The 16,129-nt window shown below is 67.2% G+C and carries 12 protein-coding genes; 3 read left to right on the forward strand and 9 right to left on the reverse strand.

The genetic code is table 11. The annotated features are described in order from the left end of the window. The first annotated feature begins 1 nt into the window (after window position 1). Window positions 2-928, forward strand: coding sequence for a MerR family transcriptional regulator (locus VET27_RS02900; protein ID WP_526514955.1), 927 nt, complete (start codon window positions 2-4; stop codon window positions 926-928). Window position 929: 1 nt separating this feature from the next. Here the strand turns inward: VET27_RS02900 and guaA are convergent, their stop codons facing one another. From guaA to guaB, 5 genes are all read right to left on the reverse strand, one after another. Then, window positions 930-2,489 carry a glutamine-hydrolyzing GMP synthase gene (gene guaA / locus VET27_RS02905; protein WP_526514958.1) on the reverse strand — a complete coding sequence of 520 codons (1,560 nt, stop codon included), beginning with the start codon at window positions 2,487-2,489 and terminating at the stop codon, window positions 930-932. Window positions 2,490-2,582: 93 nt separating this feature from the next. Continuing rightward, a complete protein-coding gene (locus VET27_RS02910) occupies window positions 2,583-4,319 on the reverse strand; it encodes a GMC oxidoreductase (protein WP_526514960.1) in 1,737 nt (578 codons plus the stop codon). A gap of 47 nt (window positions 4,320-4,366) precedes the next feature. Further along, window positions 4,367-7,444: a hypothetical protein gene (locus VET27_RS02915; RefSeq protein ID WP_526514962.1), complete on the reverse strand. Its 3,078-nt coding sequence runs from the start codon at window positions 7,442-7,444 to the stop codon at window positions 4,367-4,369. 96 nt (window positions 7,445-7,540) lie between these two features. Beyond that, window positions 7,541-8,668 (reverse strand): GuaB3 family IMP dehydrogenase-related protein, encoded by a 1,128-nt coding sequence (locus VET27_RS02920; RefSeq protein WP_526515141.1) that lies wholly within the window; start codon window positions 8,666-8,668, stop codon window positions 7,541-7,543. Between the two features lie 23 nt (window positions 8,669-8,691). After that, entirely contained in the window at window positions 8,692-10,233 is a 1,542-nt protein-coding gene (gene guaB, locus VET27_RS02925; RefSeq protein ID WP_526514964.1) for an IMP dehydrogenase, read from the reverse strand. 167 nt (window positions 10,234-10,400) lie between these two features. Between guaB and VET27_RS02930 the strand changes: the two genes are divergently transcribed. After that, window positions 10,401-10,805, forward strand: a complete 405-nt coding sequence (locus VET27_RS02930; protein WP_526514966.1) for a DUF5319 family protein — start codon at window positions 10,401-10,403, stop codon at window positions 10,803-10,805. Window positions 10,806-10,954: 149 nt separating this feature from the next. Here VET27_RS02930 and VET27_RS02935 read toward each other — a convergent pair whose 3' ends face one another. The 3 genes from VET27_RS02935 to VET27_RS02945 all read right to left on the reverse strand — a co-directional run bounded on the left by VET27_RS02935 (window position 10,955) and on the right by VET27_RS02945 (window position 13,549). Beyond that, a complete protein-coding gene (locus tag VET27_RS02935) occupies window positions 10,955-12,103 on the reverse strand; it encodes an anti-sigma-D factor RsdA (protein WP_526514968.1) in 1,149 nt (382 codons plus the stop codon). Then, entirely contained in the window at window positions 12,096-12,674 is a 579-nt protein-coding gene (locus VET27_RS02940; protein WP_526514970.1) for an RNA polymerase sigma factor, read from the reverse strand. The genes VET27_RS02935 and VET27_RS02940 overlap by 8 nt, the downstream gene beginning before the upstream one ends. Before the next feature lie 95 nt (window positions 12,675-12,769). Continuing rightward, window positions 12,770-13,549, reverse strand: coding sequence for a hypothetical protein (locus tag VET27_RS02945; RefSeq protein WP_526514972.1), 780 nt, complete (start codon window positions 13,547-13,549; stop codon window positions 12,770-12,772). 439 nt (window positions 13,550-13,988) lie between these two features. On the opposite strand from VET27_RS02945, the gene VET27_RS02950 reads away from it, so the two are divergent. Next, on the forward strand, window positions 13,989-14,279 hold the full coding sequence (locus VET27_RS02950; protein WP_526514974.1) for a WhiB family transcriptional regulator: 291 nt from the start codon (window positions 13,989-13,991) through the stop codon (window positions 14,277-14,279). A 549-nt stretch (window positions 14,280-14,828) separates the two neighbouring features. Here the strand turns inward: VET27_RS02950 and VET27_RS02955 are convergent. Further along, the gene (locus tag VET27_RS02955) at window positions 14,829-15,986 is read right to left on the reverse strand and encodes a threonine/serine exporter family protein (RefSeq protein ID WP_526514976.1); all 1,158 of its coding nucleotides are present in this window, start codon (window positions 15,984-15,986) and stop codon (window positions 14,829-14,831) included. Window positions 15,987-16,129 lie beyond the last annotated feature (143 nt).

Here is a 16,129-nt window from a genome sequence, read left to right on the forward strand (position 1 = left end):
GATGCCGCCGGCCAAGCAGCCACGGCAACAGGCGGGCGCGATCTCGACGATCCTCACCGGGCTGCGTCGTGCGCCGAGGCAGATCCGGCGCGGTTCTCGCGACGTCATCGAGAACGCGGTGTCGCAACTGTTCGACGCGGCCGTGCAACCCCACGGCGTGGAAGCGTCCGGTGAGTATCGGATCGAGGAGCTTGCGCGGCTGGCGGGCACGACCACGCGCAACATCCGCGTCTATCGGGATCGCGGCCTGCTGCATCCGCCGCTGCGGGTCGGCCGCATCGCGCTGTTCAACGACACTCACCTGACTCGGCTGCGTCTGATCACCTCGATGCTCGACCGCGGCTACAACATCGCCCACGTGCACGAAATGCTCAGCGCCTGGGAGCAGGGCAAGAACCTCGGCGACATGCTCGGCCTGGAGTCGGCGATCGCGGGCAGTTGGGCCTCGGAGAAGCCCGACCGGATGCCCGTCGTCGACGCCAAGCGGTTGGTCGACGACGACGCGGGCTTCGATCGGCTGGTCGGCCTCGACGTCGTCACCCTCGACGACGACGAGGCAACGATCCGGCGGCCCAAGCTGATCGAGGCCTTCAACGAGATCCGGCAGTACGGCGTCAGCACCGAGAAGCTCATCGACATCCACGAACAGACCGCGCCGCTCATCGACGAGATCAGCGGCATCCTGGTGCGCGCGGGTGTCGAGCACGTCCTCACCCGCATCAAGCCCGGCGCCGCGCTGCCGCCGGACACCGAGGTGGCCGAGCTGATCACGATGCTGGTGCGGTTCCGCACACAGGCCGTGGCTGCGGTGTCGGCCACGCTCGCGTTCTCGATCGAGTCGACCATCGAGTCCGTGGTCAGTCAGATCCTCGGCGAGTTCATCGATGAGGCCGCCGACTCGGCAGAATCCCCCGAAGCGGAGGGGTGACTCACTCCCACTCGATGGTTCCCGGTGGCTTACTCGTCACGTCGAGCACCACACGGTTCACTTCGGGCACCTCGTTGGTGATCCGGGTCGAGATCCGCTCGAGAACCTCGTACGGGACGCGGGTCCAGTCCGCGGTCATCGCATCCTCGCTGGAGACCGGCCGCAGCACGATTGGGTGACCGTAGGTGCGGCCATCGCCCTGCACACCCACCGACCGCACGTCGGCGAGCAGCACGACGGGGCACTGCCAGATCTGCCTGTCCAGACCAGCGCTGGAGAGCTCCTCGCGGGTGATGGCGTCGGCGCGCCGCAGCGTGTCCAACCGCGCTGCGGTGACCTCGCCGACGATGCGGATGCCCAGCCCCGGGCCCGGGAAGGGTTGGCGGGCAACGATTTCCTCGGGCAGGCCGAGTTCGCGGCCGACCGCGCGGACCTCGTCCTTGAACAGCAGGCGCAACGGCTCGACGAGCTTGAACTTCAGGTCGTCGGGCAGTCCACCGACATTGTGGTGGCTCTTGATGTTGGAAGCGCCCGTGCCACCGCCGGACTCCACGACGTCGGGGTACAGGGTGCCCTGCACCAGGAAGTCGACGTCAGATCCGCTGTCGCCCACCACGTCGCGCACCGCGCCCTCGAACGCGCGGATGAACTCGCGACCGATGATCTTGCGCTTGCCCTCGGGGTTCGTGACACCCGACAGCGCCTCCAGGAACCGCGCCTCGGCGTCCACGGTGACGAGCTTGGCGCCGGTGGCGGCGACGAAGTCGCGTTGCACCTGGCCGCGCTCCCCTGCCCGCAGCAGCCCGTGGTCGACGAAGACACACGTCAACCGGTCACCGATGGCGCGCTGCACGAGGGCCGCGGCGACCGCCGAGTCGACCCCGCCAGACAACCCACAGAGGGCCCGGCCGTCACCGATCTGCCGGCGCACCTGTTCAACCAGCGCGTCGGCGATGTTGGCGGCCGTCCAGGTGGCACCGATCCCGGCGAACTCGTGCAGGAACCGGCTGAGCACCTGCTGGCCGTGCGGTGAGTGCATGACCTCGGGGTGGTACTGCACACCGGCGAGCCTGCGCGCCCGGTTCTCGAACGCCGCCACCGGAGCACCGGCACTTGTCGCCACGACGGCGAAGCCCTCGGGCGCCACCGTCACCGCGTCGCCATGGCTCATCCACACCGGCTGGCTTGCGGGCAGATCCGAATGAAGCTCTCCCCCAGCTACTTTCAGGTCCGTACGGCCGTACTCGCTGGTGCCGGTGTGCGCGACGGTACCGCCGAGCGCCTGCGCCATCGCCTGGAATCCGTAGCAGATGCCGAACACGGGCACGTCGAGGTCGAAGAGCGCCGGATCGAGTTGCGGCGCGCCGTCGGCATACACGCTGGCCGGGCCGCCGGACAGCACGATCGCCGCCGGATCCTTGGCCTTGATCTCGTCGACCGTCGCGGTGTGCGGGATGACCTCCGAGTACACCCGCGCCTCGCGGACGCGGCGCGCGATGAGCTGCGCGTACTGCGCGCCGAAGTCGACTACCAACACGGGTCGGGGTGATGCCGTTTCCACTGGCACAGTCTAGTGGCGACCGAAGGCGGACCAGCGATCACACGACGCAAAGACGCCGACGTAGCGGCCGTCTGGATTAACAATCGGTTTCGATCAGCCGATCGAGCGGACCGGTTCGATCGGGAGCCGGCGCAACGCCGCAGGTGCATCGGCCGGAACCACCGGATGCTCGGGCGGGATCGGCGCCAGCCGCTGATACGGCTGCCCCTGGGCGGGCCGCTGGTCGACCTCCCCCTTGTTGGGCCACAGCGACGCCGCACGCTCGGCCTGCGCCGTGATGGACAGCGACGGGTTGACGCCCATGTTCGCCGAGATCGCGGCACCGTCCACCACCGACAACGTGGGATACCCGTGGACCCGGTGGTACGGGTCGATGACGCCCTGTTCCCGGGTGTCGCCGATCGCCGCGCCGCCGAGGAAGTGCGCGGTGAGCGGGATGTTGAACAGTTCACCCCAGGTGCCGCCTGCGACGCCGTCGATCTTCTTCGCGATCCGCCGCGTGACCTCATTGCCTGCGGGAATCCACGTCGGGTTCGGTTCGCCGTGGCCTTGCTTGCTGGTCATGCGGCGGAAGCCGAGCTTCCCGCGTCGGGTGTAGGTGGTGATCGAGTTGTCCAGATGCTGCATGACCAGTGCGATCATCGTGCGCTCACTCCACCGGCGCGGGTTGAGCAGTCGCATCGTGCCCCTGGGGTCGTTTCGTCCGTTGGTGACGAGCTGCTTCCACCTCGGCACGTCGCTGCCGCCGGGACCCGAGCCGTCGGTCATCAGCGTCTGCAGGAGCCCCATCGCATTGGAGCCCTTGCCGTAGCGGCACGGCTCGATGTGGGTGTCTGCGGTGGGGTGGATCGACGACGTGATCGCCACCCCGTGGGTGAGGTCCAGATCGGACGAGACCTCGTGGCGCCCGGCCCCGACGATCGACTCGGAGTTGGTGCGGGTGAGAACGCCGAGCTTGTCGGACAGTTCGGGCAGCCTGCCCGTGTCGCGCATCTTGAACAGCAGTTGCTGTGTGCCCCACGTGCCCGCCGCGAGGATCACGGTCGACGCGGTGTACGTCCGCTTCTTCTTGCGAAGCCAACGCCCGGTCCGCGCCGTGTGCACATCCCAGGAGCCGTCGGGCCGCGGCTGGAAGCTGGTGACCGTCGTCATCGGAATGACTTCTGCCCCAGCCGTTTCCGCCAGGCCCAGGTAGTTCTTCAGCAAGGTGTTCTTGGCGCCGTATCGGCATCCGGTCATACAGGAGCCGCATTCGATGCAACCGGTCCGCGCTGGACCCACGCCACCGAAGTAGGGGTCGGGCACGGTCTTGCCGGGCGCCTTCTGGCCGTCGGGTCCGAAGAACACCCCGACGGGCGTCGGCACGAAGGTGTCGCCGACGCCCATGTCGTCGGCCACCTCCTTGAGGATGCGGTCGGCGTCGGTGAAGGTCGGGTTCGTGACGACGCCGAGCATGCGGGTCGCCTGGTCGTAGTGCGGCATCAACTCGGCTCGCCAGTCCGTGATGTGGGCCCACTGCTTGTCGACGAAGAAGGGTTCCGGCGGCACGTACAGCGTGTTCGCGTAGTTCAGCGAACCACCGCCGACGCCGGCGCCCGCCAGGATCATGCAGTTGCGCAGCAGGTGGATGCGCTGAATGCCGTACATGCCGAGCTTCGGCATCCAGAGGAACTTGCGCAGGTTCCATGACGTCTTTGCCATGTCCTCGTCCTCGAAGCGTCGGCCCGCCTCGAGCACACCTACGCGGTAGCCCTTCTCGGTGAGCCGCAGTGCGCTGACGCTGCCCCCGAAACCCGAGCCGATGATCAGGACGTCATAGTCAGGATCCATCAGCACATTATGAACTTACCGACGGGTAACGAGCTAGACAGGCGACCCTAAGTTGTAAGGCGCAACTCCTCGAGCAGGCACGATGTTCCATAGTGACCGAGGGCGCGATAGGCCTCGAAATCGAACTCGCTATATAGCTGCCGGCCCGTGCTGGTCCGGGGAAAGTCGATGTGCGCCGACGCGTATGCCTCGATCTCCCATGGCGAGTTCTTGGTGAGGATGGCCTTGACGAGATGAATCGCCCCACCGCTGCCGTCGGCATAGAGGTAGGACCCCGAGCGCCAGGCCACCGCCGACCGGTCGTCCCCGAGTCGACGCAGTGGACGCGGGTCCATCGTGATCTCACAACTGAGGTCCATCTGCGCCGTCGCCATCGCCTGCCCGAGGGCGTGGAACGTGTCCTCGGGGTCGTTGGATGCGTCCAGCACGTAGATGTGGTCGGGCCGCCGACGCAAGGCTTCGATGAGACCCAGATTGTCGTAGTGCCCGCCGTCGGTGACGTAGAGGAACCGGTCGTACACCGACGCGCTGCCAAAGGCCTCCAGGATCAAACTGAAGATCCCGGGCTTCTTGAGCACTCCACGGAATGCCTCCCGCACCGCGTGGAACGTCGACGGCCGACGGGGCGCCTCGTCGGGGGTCTTGAGGACGCCGCGGTCGGCGATCGCGCCGACGGCCTTTGACGTCTTCGCAAGGTAGTCCCGATCCGGCGTCGACAAGGCAGCCCACGCCTTCTGCGCCTCGTCGTACCGCCCCAGTGCGAGCAACCGCGGCACCAGAGTCACCTCGTCCACCCACATCGGGTTGGGCAGCCAGACCCCCAACCTGGCGTTGCCCAGCGCGAGAACGACGCGATAGGGCGCGAGGCGCACGTTCTCTCTGCCCGCGAGCGGAGAGAAGGCCGCCGCGCTCATGGCGACCGCGGCAGGGATGGTGGCGTCGCGATAGTTCTGGTCCGCTGCGAACTCGTAGGTGGCGCTTGACCTTCGCGCGTATCTGCTCGGCAACATGCGCTCCGTTAGTCCCATCTGTGCGTCGTCGAAGACGAATGGGGTGCACCCACGATTGGACGGAATCAGATCGGAGTCGGTCACATTCGCGACGGCACACGCAACCAAGCGTGGCCCCTTGCCGGGGTCGGGGCCTGCGTCGGAGAATCGCAACGGCTGGCGGTAGTCGATCGGGCCGACCTTCGTCGCCGACGACCGGTGCACGAAGAACGCCTCGGATATCCGTTCTCGGAAGAAGTGGTGCATGGACGTTCGGTTGGGTTCCGTGAAGATACGCACCAGGATCAGGGCCAGGGTTAGCAGCAGGCCGGTCTGCCAATCTTCGATCGTCGTTCCATCGGTCACGACCAGACTCACGGTCCGGATTAGAGTGCCCAAGGCGACGACGGCAATGACGGTGACCGCCGTGTAGGGGATCACCGGATCCTTGATCTTTGCCCAGAGCGTGTTGAACAATCGCGAAAGCGTCTTGCCCTCGTCACTTTTCGCCGGTGACTGCCCACTCAGCGAAGCCAGGACGGCGAGCACCGCGCTCACTACGGCGGCGATCGACACCGAGTTCGCCGTCACCGCAGAACTCACCGCACCCGCCGCCAGTGCGTCCTTCTGCCGCGCGCCGCACGCCGCTCCGGTGTCTTGCAACAACGTCGTGCAAATGTCATTGGGCACCAAGCCGGCCTGCTGCACTAGCGAGGCAGCCAGCGAAGCGCTGCTGGCGGCCCACTCGACCACCGTCTCTACGAGCCACGGCAGACCCAGTAGTAGAGCGGACAGCGCCGCCCCGCCGATCAGGGCGTATCGACTGACCCGGCGCATCACCCGCCGCGGCTTCACCCAGACGGTGCCGAAGCGGTCGATCACCTTCTCGACGGCGAACGTGACCACGCCAACGATCAACGGCAGAAGGCACAGCCACGGCACCCAGCGCCAGTCGGCCCCCCAGGGCCCGCCGAACTCGGAGAACGCTGGCGCTGAGCCTCCGCCGGGCACGACGATCCCCCTCGTGAGACGACCAGAGGAGAGGAAGAGCCAGCCAAGTAGCCAGCCGGCGGCACCGATCCCGATGGCGATCAGCAAGATGTTGACCGCGATACCCCAGGCCAGTGAGAGCACTGCCTGGGTGAGGGTGCCCGCGCTGTCCAGCACATAGCGGGTGTGGCGACGTAGCCAGTGCAGTTCAGGACTGGACGCCGCGAACGCAGGCAGGTCGTCGGGTTCGAGCTGCCAATCGCCCCTGACCGATGAATCGACATCGGGACCGTCGACGTCGGGATTGCGCACGTTCCACCGGACCACGTGATGGGCGGCGGCGGTGTATCCGCCACCACTCACCCCGATCACGGCGGAGGCCTTCTGATAGATGTTCGCCTCCTGGAGGACCTGCAGCCCACCCAAGCTGAATGCCGAGGCCCGGATCCCGCCACCGGAACAGCAGATGACGACGTCCTCACCCTTCTCCTTCGCAGTCGAGGCGACGGCCGTTCGCTCTTCCACCGCAACACGCTCGCTCGCAGGCTCTTCGACCTCGACCTGCTCGACAGCTGGCTTCACCCCCCTCATGGGTGCCTCGCCGGTGCTCCCGTCGTACAGCGGGTCGGTCGCTCGCGGCCAGAAAGCCGCGACGAGGACGGAGCACAAGGCGAGCAAGCTCAGCGTGGAGGCGAGCCCGCGGACGACACCGACGACGCCGGTCAATCCCGAGTTACCGTCCGCATCCACCAGCAACCAGAGCGCGACGTCACTGAGGAAGTTGACCAGCGCGAAGACCATGACGAGGTCGACGCTGTACCTGGCCCACGCGAGCACTCCGCGCTTGGCCCGCCGAGAACGCACGAGTCCCCATGCCCGGTACGCGACGAACATTCGCGTCAGGATGCAGCCGAGGTCGATCGCGAGAAGCAACCGGCCGGGCACCACCTGCCCGACCTCGGCCGCCGAGTGCAATCGGCCGGTGGCTACGAGATAGAGCGGTATCTGCAGCAGATGCAGCCCGACCATCAGCGCAAGGGTGCGAAACACCTCCCGGCGTCGGCCCACCTGAACGAACTGTGAGAACGTCGGGATGTCAGCTGCGGTGGCAATCGGTGCGAACCACCCACGCGAAGATGCGGACATGCTCCCCCCTGAATGTTCAAGGGAGCTCAAGATATCGACGAAGGGGCCGATATCCAGGCTGAATGCGAGAAAAACTCGCTCGGTGCGCCGAACCGGTCAGGCGCCGACCGTCAGGCCGACCTTCTGAAATTCCTTCAGATCGCAGTACCCGGCCTTGGCCATGGACCGGCGCAACCCTCCGACGAGGTTCAGCGAGCCGAAGGGGTCGTCGGACGGGCCGCCGAGGACCTGCTCGAGCGACGGCCGCTCGCCGAGCGCCACCTGCAGCAGCGCGCCGCGGGGCAACGACGGATGGGCCGCAGCCGACGGCCAGAACCAGCCGTCACCGAGCGCCTCGGCGGCCGCGGCCAGCGGCGTCCCGAGCACGACCGCGTCGGCGCCGCAGGCGATGGCCTTGGCGAGTTCGCCGGAGGTGTGGATGTCACCGTCGGCGAGCACGTGGACGTACCGGCCGCCCGTCTCGTCGAGGTACTCGCGGCGGGCCGCGGCGGCGTCGGCGATCGCGGTGGCCATCGGCACGCTGATACCCAGAACCTCGTCGCTGGTGGTCACCCCCGACGTGGAGCCGTACCCGACAATCACGCCCGCCGCCCCGGTCCGCATCAGGTGCAGTGCGGTCCGGTGGTCGAGCACGCCGCCTGCGACCACCGGCACGTCGAGCTCGGAGATGAAGGTCTTGAGGTTCAGCGGTTCGACGTCTTGGGCGACACGCTCGGCAGAGATGATGGTGCCCTGGATGACGAGAAGATCGATGCCCGCCGCGACGAGCGCGGGGGTGAGGGCCTGCGCGTTCTGCGGGCTGACCCGCACGGCGGTGGTGACGCCCGCGTCGCGGATGCGCGAGACCGCGCTGCCCAGCAGATCGGGATCCAGAGGCGCCGCGTGCAACTGCTGCAGCAGACGGATCGCCGCCGACGGCTCGGGTTCCTTGGCTGCGGCCTCCACCACCTGGGCGATCTTGGCCTCGACGTCGGCGTGCCTGCCGATCAGTCCTTCGCCGTTGAGCACCCCGAGTCCACCGAGCCGGCCCAACTCGATGGCGAACTCGACCGATACCAGGGCATCGGTGGGGTGTGCCACGACCGGGATCTCGAAGCGGTAGGCGTCGAGTTGCCATGCCGTGGACACGTCCTTCGACGACCGCGTGCGCCGCGAAGGAACGATGTTGATGTCGTCGAGTTCGTAGGTGCGGCGGGCAGTTCTGCCCATGCCGATTTCGACCATGTCACGCATGACGGATCGTCTCCTCAGCGCGCGTAGTAGTTGGGGGCTTCAGTCGTCATCGTGATGTCGTGCGGGTGGCTCTCCTTCAGACCCGCCGCGGTGATCTGGACGAACTGCGCCTGCTGAAGGTGCTCGATGGTGGGGGAACCGGTGTAACCCATCGCCGCCCGCAGACCACCGGTCAGCTGATGGATCACGGTCGACAGTGGCCCCCGGAACGGCACCCGGCCCTCGATGCCCTCGGGCACCAGCTTGTCCTCACTCAAGACGTCGTCCTGGAAGTAGCGGTCCTTGGAGTAGCTCTTCTGCGTGCCGCGACCCTGCATGGCGCCCAGTGACCCCATGCCGCGGTAACTCTTGAATTGCTTGCCGTTGACGAAGATGAGGTCTCCGGGCGCCTCGGCGGTGCCAGCGAGGAGCGACCCGAGCATGGCGGTCGACGCACCGGCCGCCAGCGCCTTGGCGATGTCGCCCGAATACTGCAGACCACCGTCGGCGATCACGGGCACGCCATGGGGTGCGCAGGCGGCGACGGCCTCGAGGATCGCGGTGATCTGAGGTGCACCCACCCCGGCGACGACACGCGTGGTGCAGATGGATCCCGGGCCCACGCCCACCTTGACGGCGTCGGCACCGGCCTCGACCAGCGCGGCGGCCGCAGCACGGGTGGCGACGTTGCCGCCGACCACCTCGACGCGGTCACCGGCGACCGTCTTGACCCAGTGCACCATGTCCAGCACGCCGCGGTTGTGCGCGTGGGCGGTGTCCACGATCACGACGTCGACGCCGGCGTCCACCAGCGTCATGGCCCGCTCCCTGGCGTCGCCACCGACACCGACCGCGGCGCCGACCAGGAGGCGGCCGTCACTGTCCTTGGTGGCCAACGGAAACTGTTCGGTCTTGACGAAGTCCTTGACGGTGATGAGCCCGGTCAGCTTGCCGTGACCGTCGACGATCGGCAGCTTCTCGATCTTGTGGCGCCGCAACAGGCCCAGCGCCGCGTCGGCCGTCACGCCCGCCTGCGCGGTGATCAGCGGCGCCTTGGTCATCACTTCGGAGACCGGCTTGTTCATGTCGACTTCGAAGCGCATGTCGCGGTTGGTGATGATCCCGACCAACGCCCCATTGACGTCGACCACGGGCAGGCCCGAGATGCGGAACCGCGCACACATGGCGTCGACCTCGGCCAGCGTGTTGCCGGGCGAGCACGTGACGGGGTCGGTGACCATGCCCGCCTCCGACCGCTTGACCGTCTCGACCTGCCCGGCCTGTTCGGCCACCGGCAGGTTGCGGTGCAGCACGCCCATTCCGCCGGCGCGGGCCATCGCGATGGCCATCCGCGATTCGGTGACGGTGTCCATCGCCGAGCTGACGAGCGGCACCCGCAGCCGAATCCGCTTGGTGAGCCGGCTGGACGTATTGGCGTTGGCGGGCACCACGTCGGAGGCCGCAGGGAGCAGCAGGACGTCGTCGAAGGTGAGCCCGAGCATCGCGATCTTGGTGGGATCGTCCCCACCGGTTGGCACCGGAACGGCGATGGGCAGGCTGCTTTCAGCGATCGACATTTGTGTGGCCTCCAGATGGCACAGAACTAAGGGTCCATCCTATCGGGGTCGGGCGCGACACTTGGCTTCCCCGCGCCATTGGCAACGTGGTTGGAACACACGACATGCCCTCGATGCACGGTGTGGATCGCTGGCGCGATACCCGCCGTGCTGCGTAGTGTGGAGCCGTGCGTGACCATCTGCCACCGGGTTTGCCGCCCGACCCCTTCGCCGATGATCCGAGCGACCCCACGGCGGCTCTCGACGCACTCGAGCCGGGCCAGCCGCTGGACCCACAGGAACGCGTAGCCGTCGAAGCCGATCTCGCCGATCTCGCGGTCTATGAAGCATTGTTGGCGCACAAGGGAATTCGCGGCCTGGTGGTCTGCTGTGACGAATGCCAACAGGACCACTATCACGACTGGGACATGTTGCGGGCCAACCTTCTGCAACTGCTGGTGGACGGTACGGTTCGGCCGCACGAGCCGGCCTACGACCCCGAGCCCGACGCATATGTGACCTGGGACTACTGCCGCGGCTACGCCGATGCGTCGCTCAACGAGGCGACCACGGAGTCCGACGGATATCGCTGAGGGCGTACTGCGTCTCCCCAGCACGCGCACGGCCGTCAGATCCCGTTCCACCGTTTGCTAGCCACGCGTCCGACGGGGACGTCGCCGAGTTCGTGTCGTGGGCGAAACGGCGTGCCGAAGTTGCTGAGGGCTGGCGCCCAGGCTCCGCCCTACGACGGCGGCAACGTGGTGGTGGTCGAATCGACGCTCGGCCGTTCGGCGGGCGGCGTCGAGGTCGCGGGCCGAGTTGGCTCCACCGGCGCGAGCGCGGGTGGCGCCGAGGATGCGGGCGGTGGGGCGACTGCCGTCGACGTCGACCGAACGACGGGCGGAACGACCGACGTCGACGTCTGTTGTATCGCCTCCGGCTCCCGCGAGACGGTCGTCGTGGTCGTCGTGCTCGGGGGCACCGTAACTGCGCTGGTCGGCGGTGGCGGCACCGCGGTGGGTGGCGCCGCGGTGGGTGGCGTCGACGATCCGGGCGAGGAGGACGGCGACGACGCAGAAGTAGGAGTGGACGAAGTCGAAGATGGCGATGTCGACCCGTCGGACGGCGGCGTCAGCAGAATCTCGGACGGGACGGACGAATCCGTCGTCGAACTCACCGTGGTCTCCGAAGTGGCCGTCGACGCGGAGGTCGTCGTCGCTTCGACGACGGGCACCGGCAGCCAGGTCAACGGCGACGACGGCAGGACGGGCAACGGCTCACCCGGCGATAGCGTCGCCGCGGGATCCTGCTCGACCACCTTGAAGGTCAACGCATTCCACTGCTCGACGAGTTGCTGCTTCTGCTCGACCTGACCCACGTCCTGCACCGTGGTGCTGACGGCGACGAGCTTGTCCTGTGCCTCCTGCCACTGACCGTTGTCGATCAGCTGCTGAACCTGCGCCAGTTGCGCCGACGCCAGTTCGACCCGGTCGTCGCGGGTGACCTGGCTCTGCCCGAACAACGCCGTCCGCACGCCGTACAGCGCGTCGCCCGGACCGGCCCCGTACACCGCGGTGCCGAACCCGCCGATGCACAACATCGCGGCGGCCACGGATCCGACGACCGCGAACGACCTGCGGGAGCCCCGGTTCCTGGCCATGCCACCGTGCAGGGCCTCGACGGCGTCGCGGGCGGTGACGGGGGCGGTGACGGGGGCGTCGCGAACGTCGTCGCGCCAACCGGAGAGCAGAAAGGCCAACTCGGCTTCCGCAGGGTCGGTCGAGTACACCGGCTCCTTGGCGGCGAGGGATTCGAAGAAGCGGTCGGCACGGTTGATCTCGTTGAGTGACGGGTCTCCACCGCTGGACGTCCAACGACCGAAGTCAGGCATCTGCGCGCCCCGTCCCGTTCAGCTCGCCCTTGAGACGCGCCAGGGCACGATGCTGGGCCACGCGTACCGCGCCCGCGGTGCTGCCGACGGCCTCGGCGGTCTCCTCGGCACTCATGCCGACGACCACGCGCAGGACCAGGATCTCGCGCTGTTTCTCGGGCAGGATCGCCAGCAGCTTGTTCATGCGCTGGGCCGATTCGGAGTCGATCGCCATCTGCTCCGGGCCTGCCTCGAGTGAGGGTCGGTCCGGAAGCGTGTCGGTCGCGTCGGCGCGATTGCGCCCCTGAGCGCGATGAGCGTCAGCAACCTTGTGTGCGGCGATGCCATAGACGAAGGCCAGGAACGGTCGTCCCTGATCCTTGTAGCGCGGCAGCGCCGTGATGGCGGCCAAGCACACCTCCTGAGCCACGTCGTCTGCTGAAAGACCACTGCGTTCCGCTGTCCCGACCCTCGCCCGGCAATACCGGAAGACGATCGGCCGGATGGTCTCCAGCACTTCCCGGAGTGCATCTCGATCGCCATTCACCGCTCTGGCAACGACACCATCGAGACTGTCTCCCGAAATTGTCATCGTGGGCAGTATCTCCAGCGTTACGGATGGGGCACGGGGCACCTCTCAGCGGGTGTGTCAGCTAGAGACTAGTGATCGCGAGGTGAGTCGCTGATTCACCGCGCCGTCCACGTCCCGCCTCGGTGACGTACGACGTCGGCCAACCGGTCGCGAAGTGCGGCGATCCGAGAGGGGCCGAGGTCGGCACTGCCGATGTCGGCGAGGAGGCAGGCCAACGCCCAGCTCAGGGGTATTAATCCCAGCCGCTCAGAAGCCTGCAGTGCCGCGTCGGCGACCCGCCGGGAGGCTTCCACGTCCCCGACGCTGCACAGGGCAGCGGCAAGCACGACCTGGGATTTCGTCGAGTGCCGCGCGGAACCCCACCGCGACGCCAACTCGGCCGCGCCCTGCGCATGCTCCACCGCAGTCGTTCCGTCGCCGGTGAACATCGCCAGCTCCGCGCGGACCCAGGCCAGCCGCACTGCGAGACGACCCGAGGTGTCGCGGGCCAGGAGGTCTTCCGCGCGGAGCAGCAACCGGCCCGACAGGGCGAACCGGCCGACGCCCAGCGCATCGGCGGCCAATCCGATCAGCGCGTCGGCACCCGCCGGGACGTCCGAATCGGCAACGGCCCACGCTCGGCCGTCGCACGTCCTGGCGGCGCGGTGCCCGCCGAGTTGACGCAGGAACGACGCCCGCGTGCTGAACGCGAGCGACGCCAAGGCGCCGTGGGGTTGGGTGCGTCCGAGTGATTCGAGGTCGGTCAACGCGCTGCCGTACCGGCCCTGCCCGCCCGACGCCACCGCCCGCAGCCAAAGCTCCACGGGGGTGGTCGCCGCGGGCAGTGGCCATCGGCCGGGGTCGTCCCCAAACGCGGCGTCGACGAATGGACTCATCCGCGGCGACGCTATCAATGCGCGCGAATTGGTGAACCGCGGGAAGCTGAAACCGACGACTGCGCACGGAATCCGTAAGAAATGCGACTTGGTTAACAGTTGATGGTCGTCGTGTTACATCCATGTCAACTGCCTCTCGGGTGCTCGGCAGTGCTGGCGGCACACCTTGGCACGCGAACAGCGCAAACGCGAGTCGAAATCGGACAGTTGGCGCTTCGTGATCACTTTTCTCGTTGCGCACGCGTCGCATTGATGAACGTGATGTAAATTCTCGGCCTGCCGCTATGCGGTTGAGCACATGCGCGGGCTATTGACCCATCTTCACTAGCCCTTCTAGTTTGTGTGCAAGAGTAGTCATCGGCGACACGTGCTCGGATCGGTTACACGACTCACGCTTTCGTTCGTTCGCGAAAGATGCGCGTAGAGAGGGTTTTTCCCAATGCCACAGCCGCAGCAGTTGCCCGGGCCAAATGCCGACATCTGGGATTGGCAGATGTCGGGACTTTGCCGAGGCGTCGATTCCGCGATGTTCTTCCATCCCGACGGTGAGCGGGGCCGTGCCCGGGCTCAGCGTGAAATGCGCGCCAAGGAGATGTGCCGACGTTGCCCGGTGGTTGCTGAGTGCCGGTCCCACGCCCTCGCGGTCGGAGAGCCGTACGGCATCTGGGGTGGCCTCAGCGAGTCCGAACGCGAGCTCCTACTCAAGCGGGGCATTCGCCGCACCGCGTGACCGCAGCAGTCACGTCAGACACCTGGAAGCCCCAGCTCAGCCCCCTCACGAAGAACCCTTACGAATGTAGGGGCCCATCCCTTCGCGGGATGGGCCTCTCCTCGTCGCTGCGTGGTGCGAAACGTTGGTCCCTCGCATAACGCGATCGGCGTATGGGCAGCGCCATACCCGACGGGTCTGAGAAGACGACCACTCCCGGTGACCTCATTGCGAGACAGCCGGTTGGCGCTGACGCAAGATGGAGTGGTGGCAAGAAACCTCAACGCCGACCCTGACTGCGGCGCCCCCGATGCCGCGACGACTTCCACCGCGGTAGCGGGGTCGGTGGCGACCGTGTCCAGCTCCGCTGTCGTCGGTTCGGCAGCCACCGTCGCCAGCAGCGCGGTCGCCGGATCGGTAGCCACCGTCGCCAGTGCCGGTGTGGCCGGATCAATTGCCACGGCAGGCAGTGCCGCCGTCGCCGGAAGTATCGTCACCGCAATGTCACTCGCGGTCGCAGGGAGCGTCGCATGTATGGCGTGCGGGTTCTGCAAGCGTTGTATCGCGTGCCTAGGTTGTGTCGGTTGCACGAACTGTGTCGGGTGTGTGGGGTGCTACAACTGCTCGGGTCTGCGCTTCGCCGTGGGACTCCGCGACGTGCACGTCTGACACCGCGGCCCCCGCATCACAGCAGCCGTTGAAGCGAAGCCGTGCAGGACTACTCTGTGCGAGTGGCGGTGGATTGCAGACGTCCGGGCTAGCGGGCAAGTCGTACGCCCCGGCTGCGGCGGCGAGCCTGGACTCGGCGCCTCCGAACCTTCCACGAGCTCCATTCGCCCAAGTTGACACCGGCCGCAAGCGCGGTGCCGATTGCCAGCGCACCCAACACCGATGCGAATCCGACGGCGTGCTGGTCATTGAGAATCGCGTAGCGCCGACCGAGCCCACCAACGAAAGTCCGGCGAGAAGCACCACCAGGCCGGCGGCGATCGCAACCGTCGGTTCGAAGTGCAACCCCAGCCTGGGGCTGAGCCAGTAGAGCACCAGCGGCGGCGCGGTCGCGATCGCGCCGCCGACCGCGTACTGAAAGAAGAACGTCAGTCCATGCCTGTTGAGTCGCCGATTGACACGGTCGATCGTCATGGCGCTCAAAGCGCTCACCGCACAGGCGAGCAAACTGGCGCCGAGGGTTCCCGCCGTCGCGAAGGCCAGCGCGCCCCAGGCGAGGGTGGCGATCCAGCGCTTGTATGGGTGCGGGGCGGTACTGATGGCGTCGAGCTCGTCGCGAGCGTCCGACGGCGACACCTCGCCCGCGCGGATGCGACCGATCAGACGGTCGACGGCCGCCAGTCGGCTGAAGTCCATCGACCGGGACTGCACGATGTGCAGCGTGCTGGCGGGCGCCAACGTCGGCCCCCGGTAGGCAGAGACGTGGATTGTCGTGTTGATGACGTCAACCTCGCAACGCTCGATGCCGTACGCGCCGGTGATGGCCGTCACCTGGTCCATCGTGGCGGTCGCCGGCATCCCGGACGCCATTAGGATCGCGCCGATCGTCCCGGCTAGATCGAGTACCTCACCCACCCGCGCGCTGTACTCGTCGTCGAGCTCTCTGCTCACGGTTATCCGCGGCAGGCTGCCCGTCGGCGGATCGGTTTCCCGAACGATGCGGTTCAAGATCTCGCGCTGACGTGCCCGCAACGGCTGGCCCGCGTGATTACGGGTCAACTCCACAACACTGCCCTCCTGTTACATGACGAACTCGACTTCGTTCCGCCTGTCGCCCAAAGCTTTTGACTACTTCGCTCTCTGCCCACGGGCCGACCCAAAGTCGAAGGTCTACTTGGAGATCTGCACGCCGGTCTTTGAAC

Origin of the sequence: Mycobacterium sp. (assembly GCF_035633495.1) — a bacterium.
Classification (GTDB): Bacteria; Actinomycetota; Actinomycetes; order Mycobacteriales; family Mycobacteriaceae; genus Mycobacterium.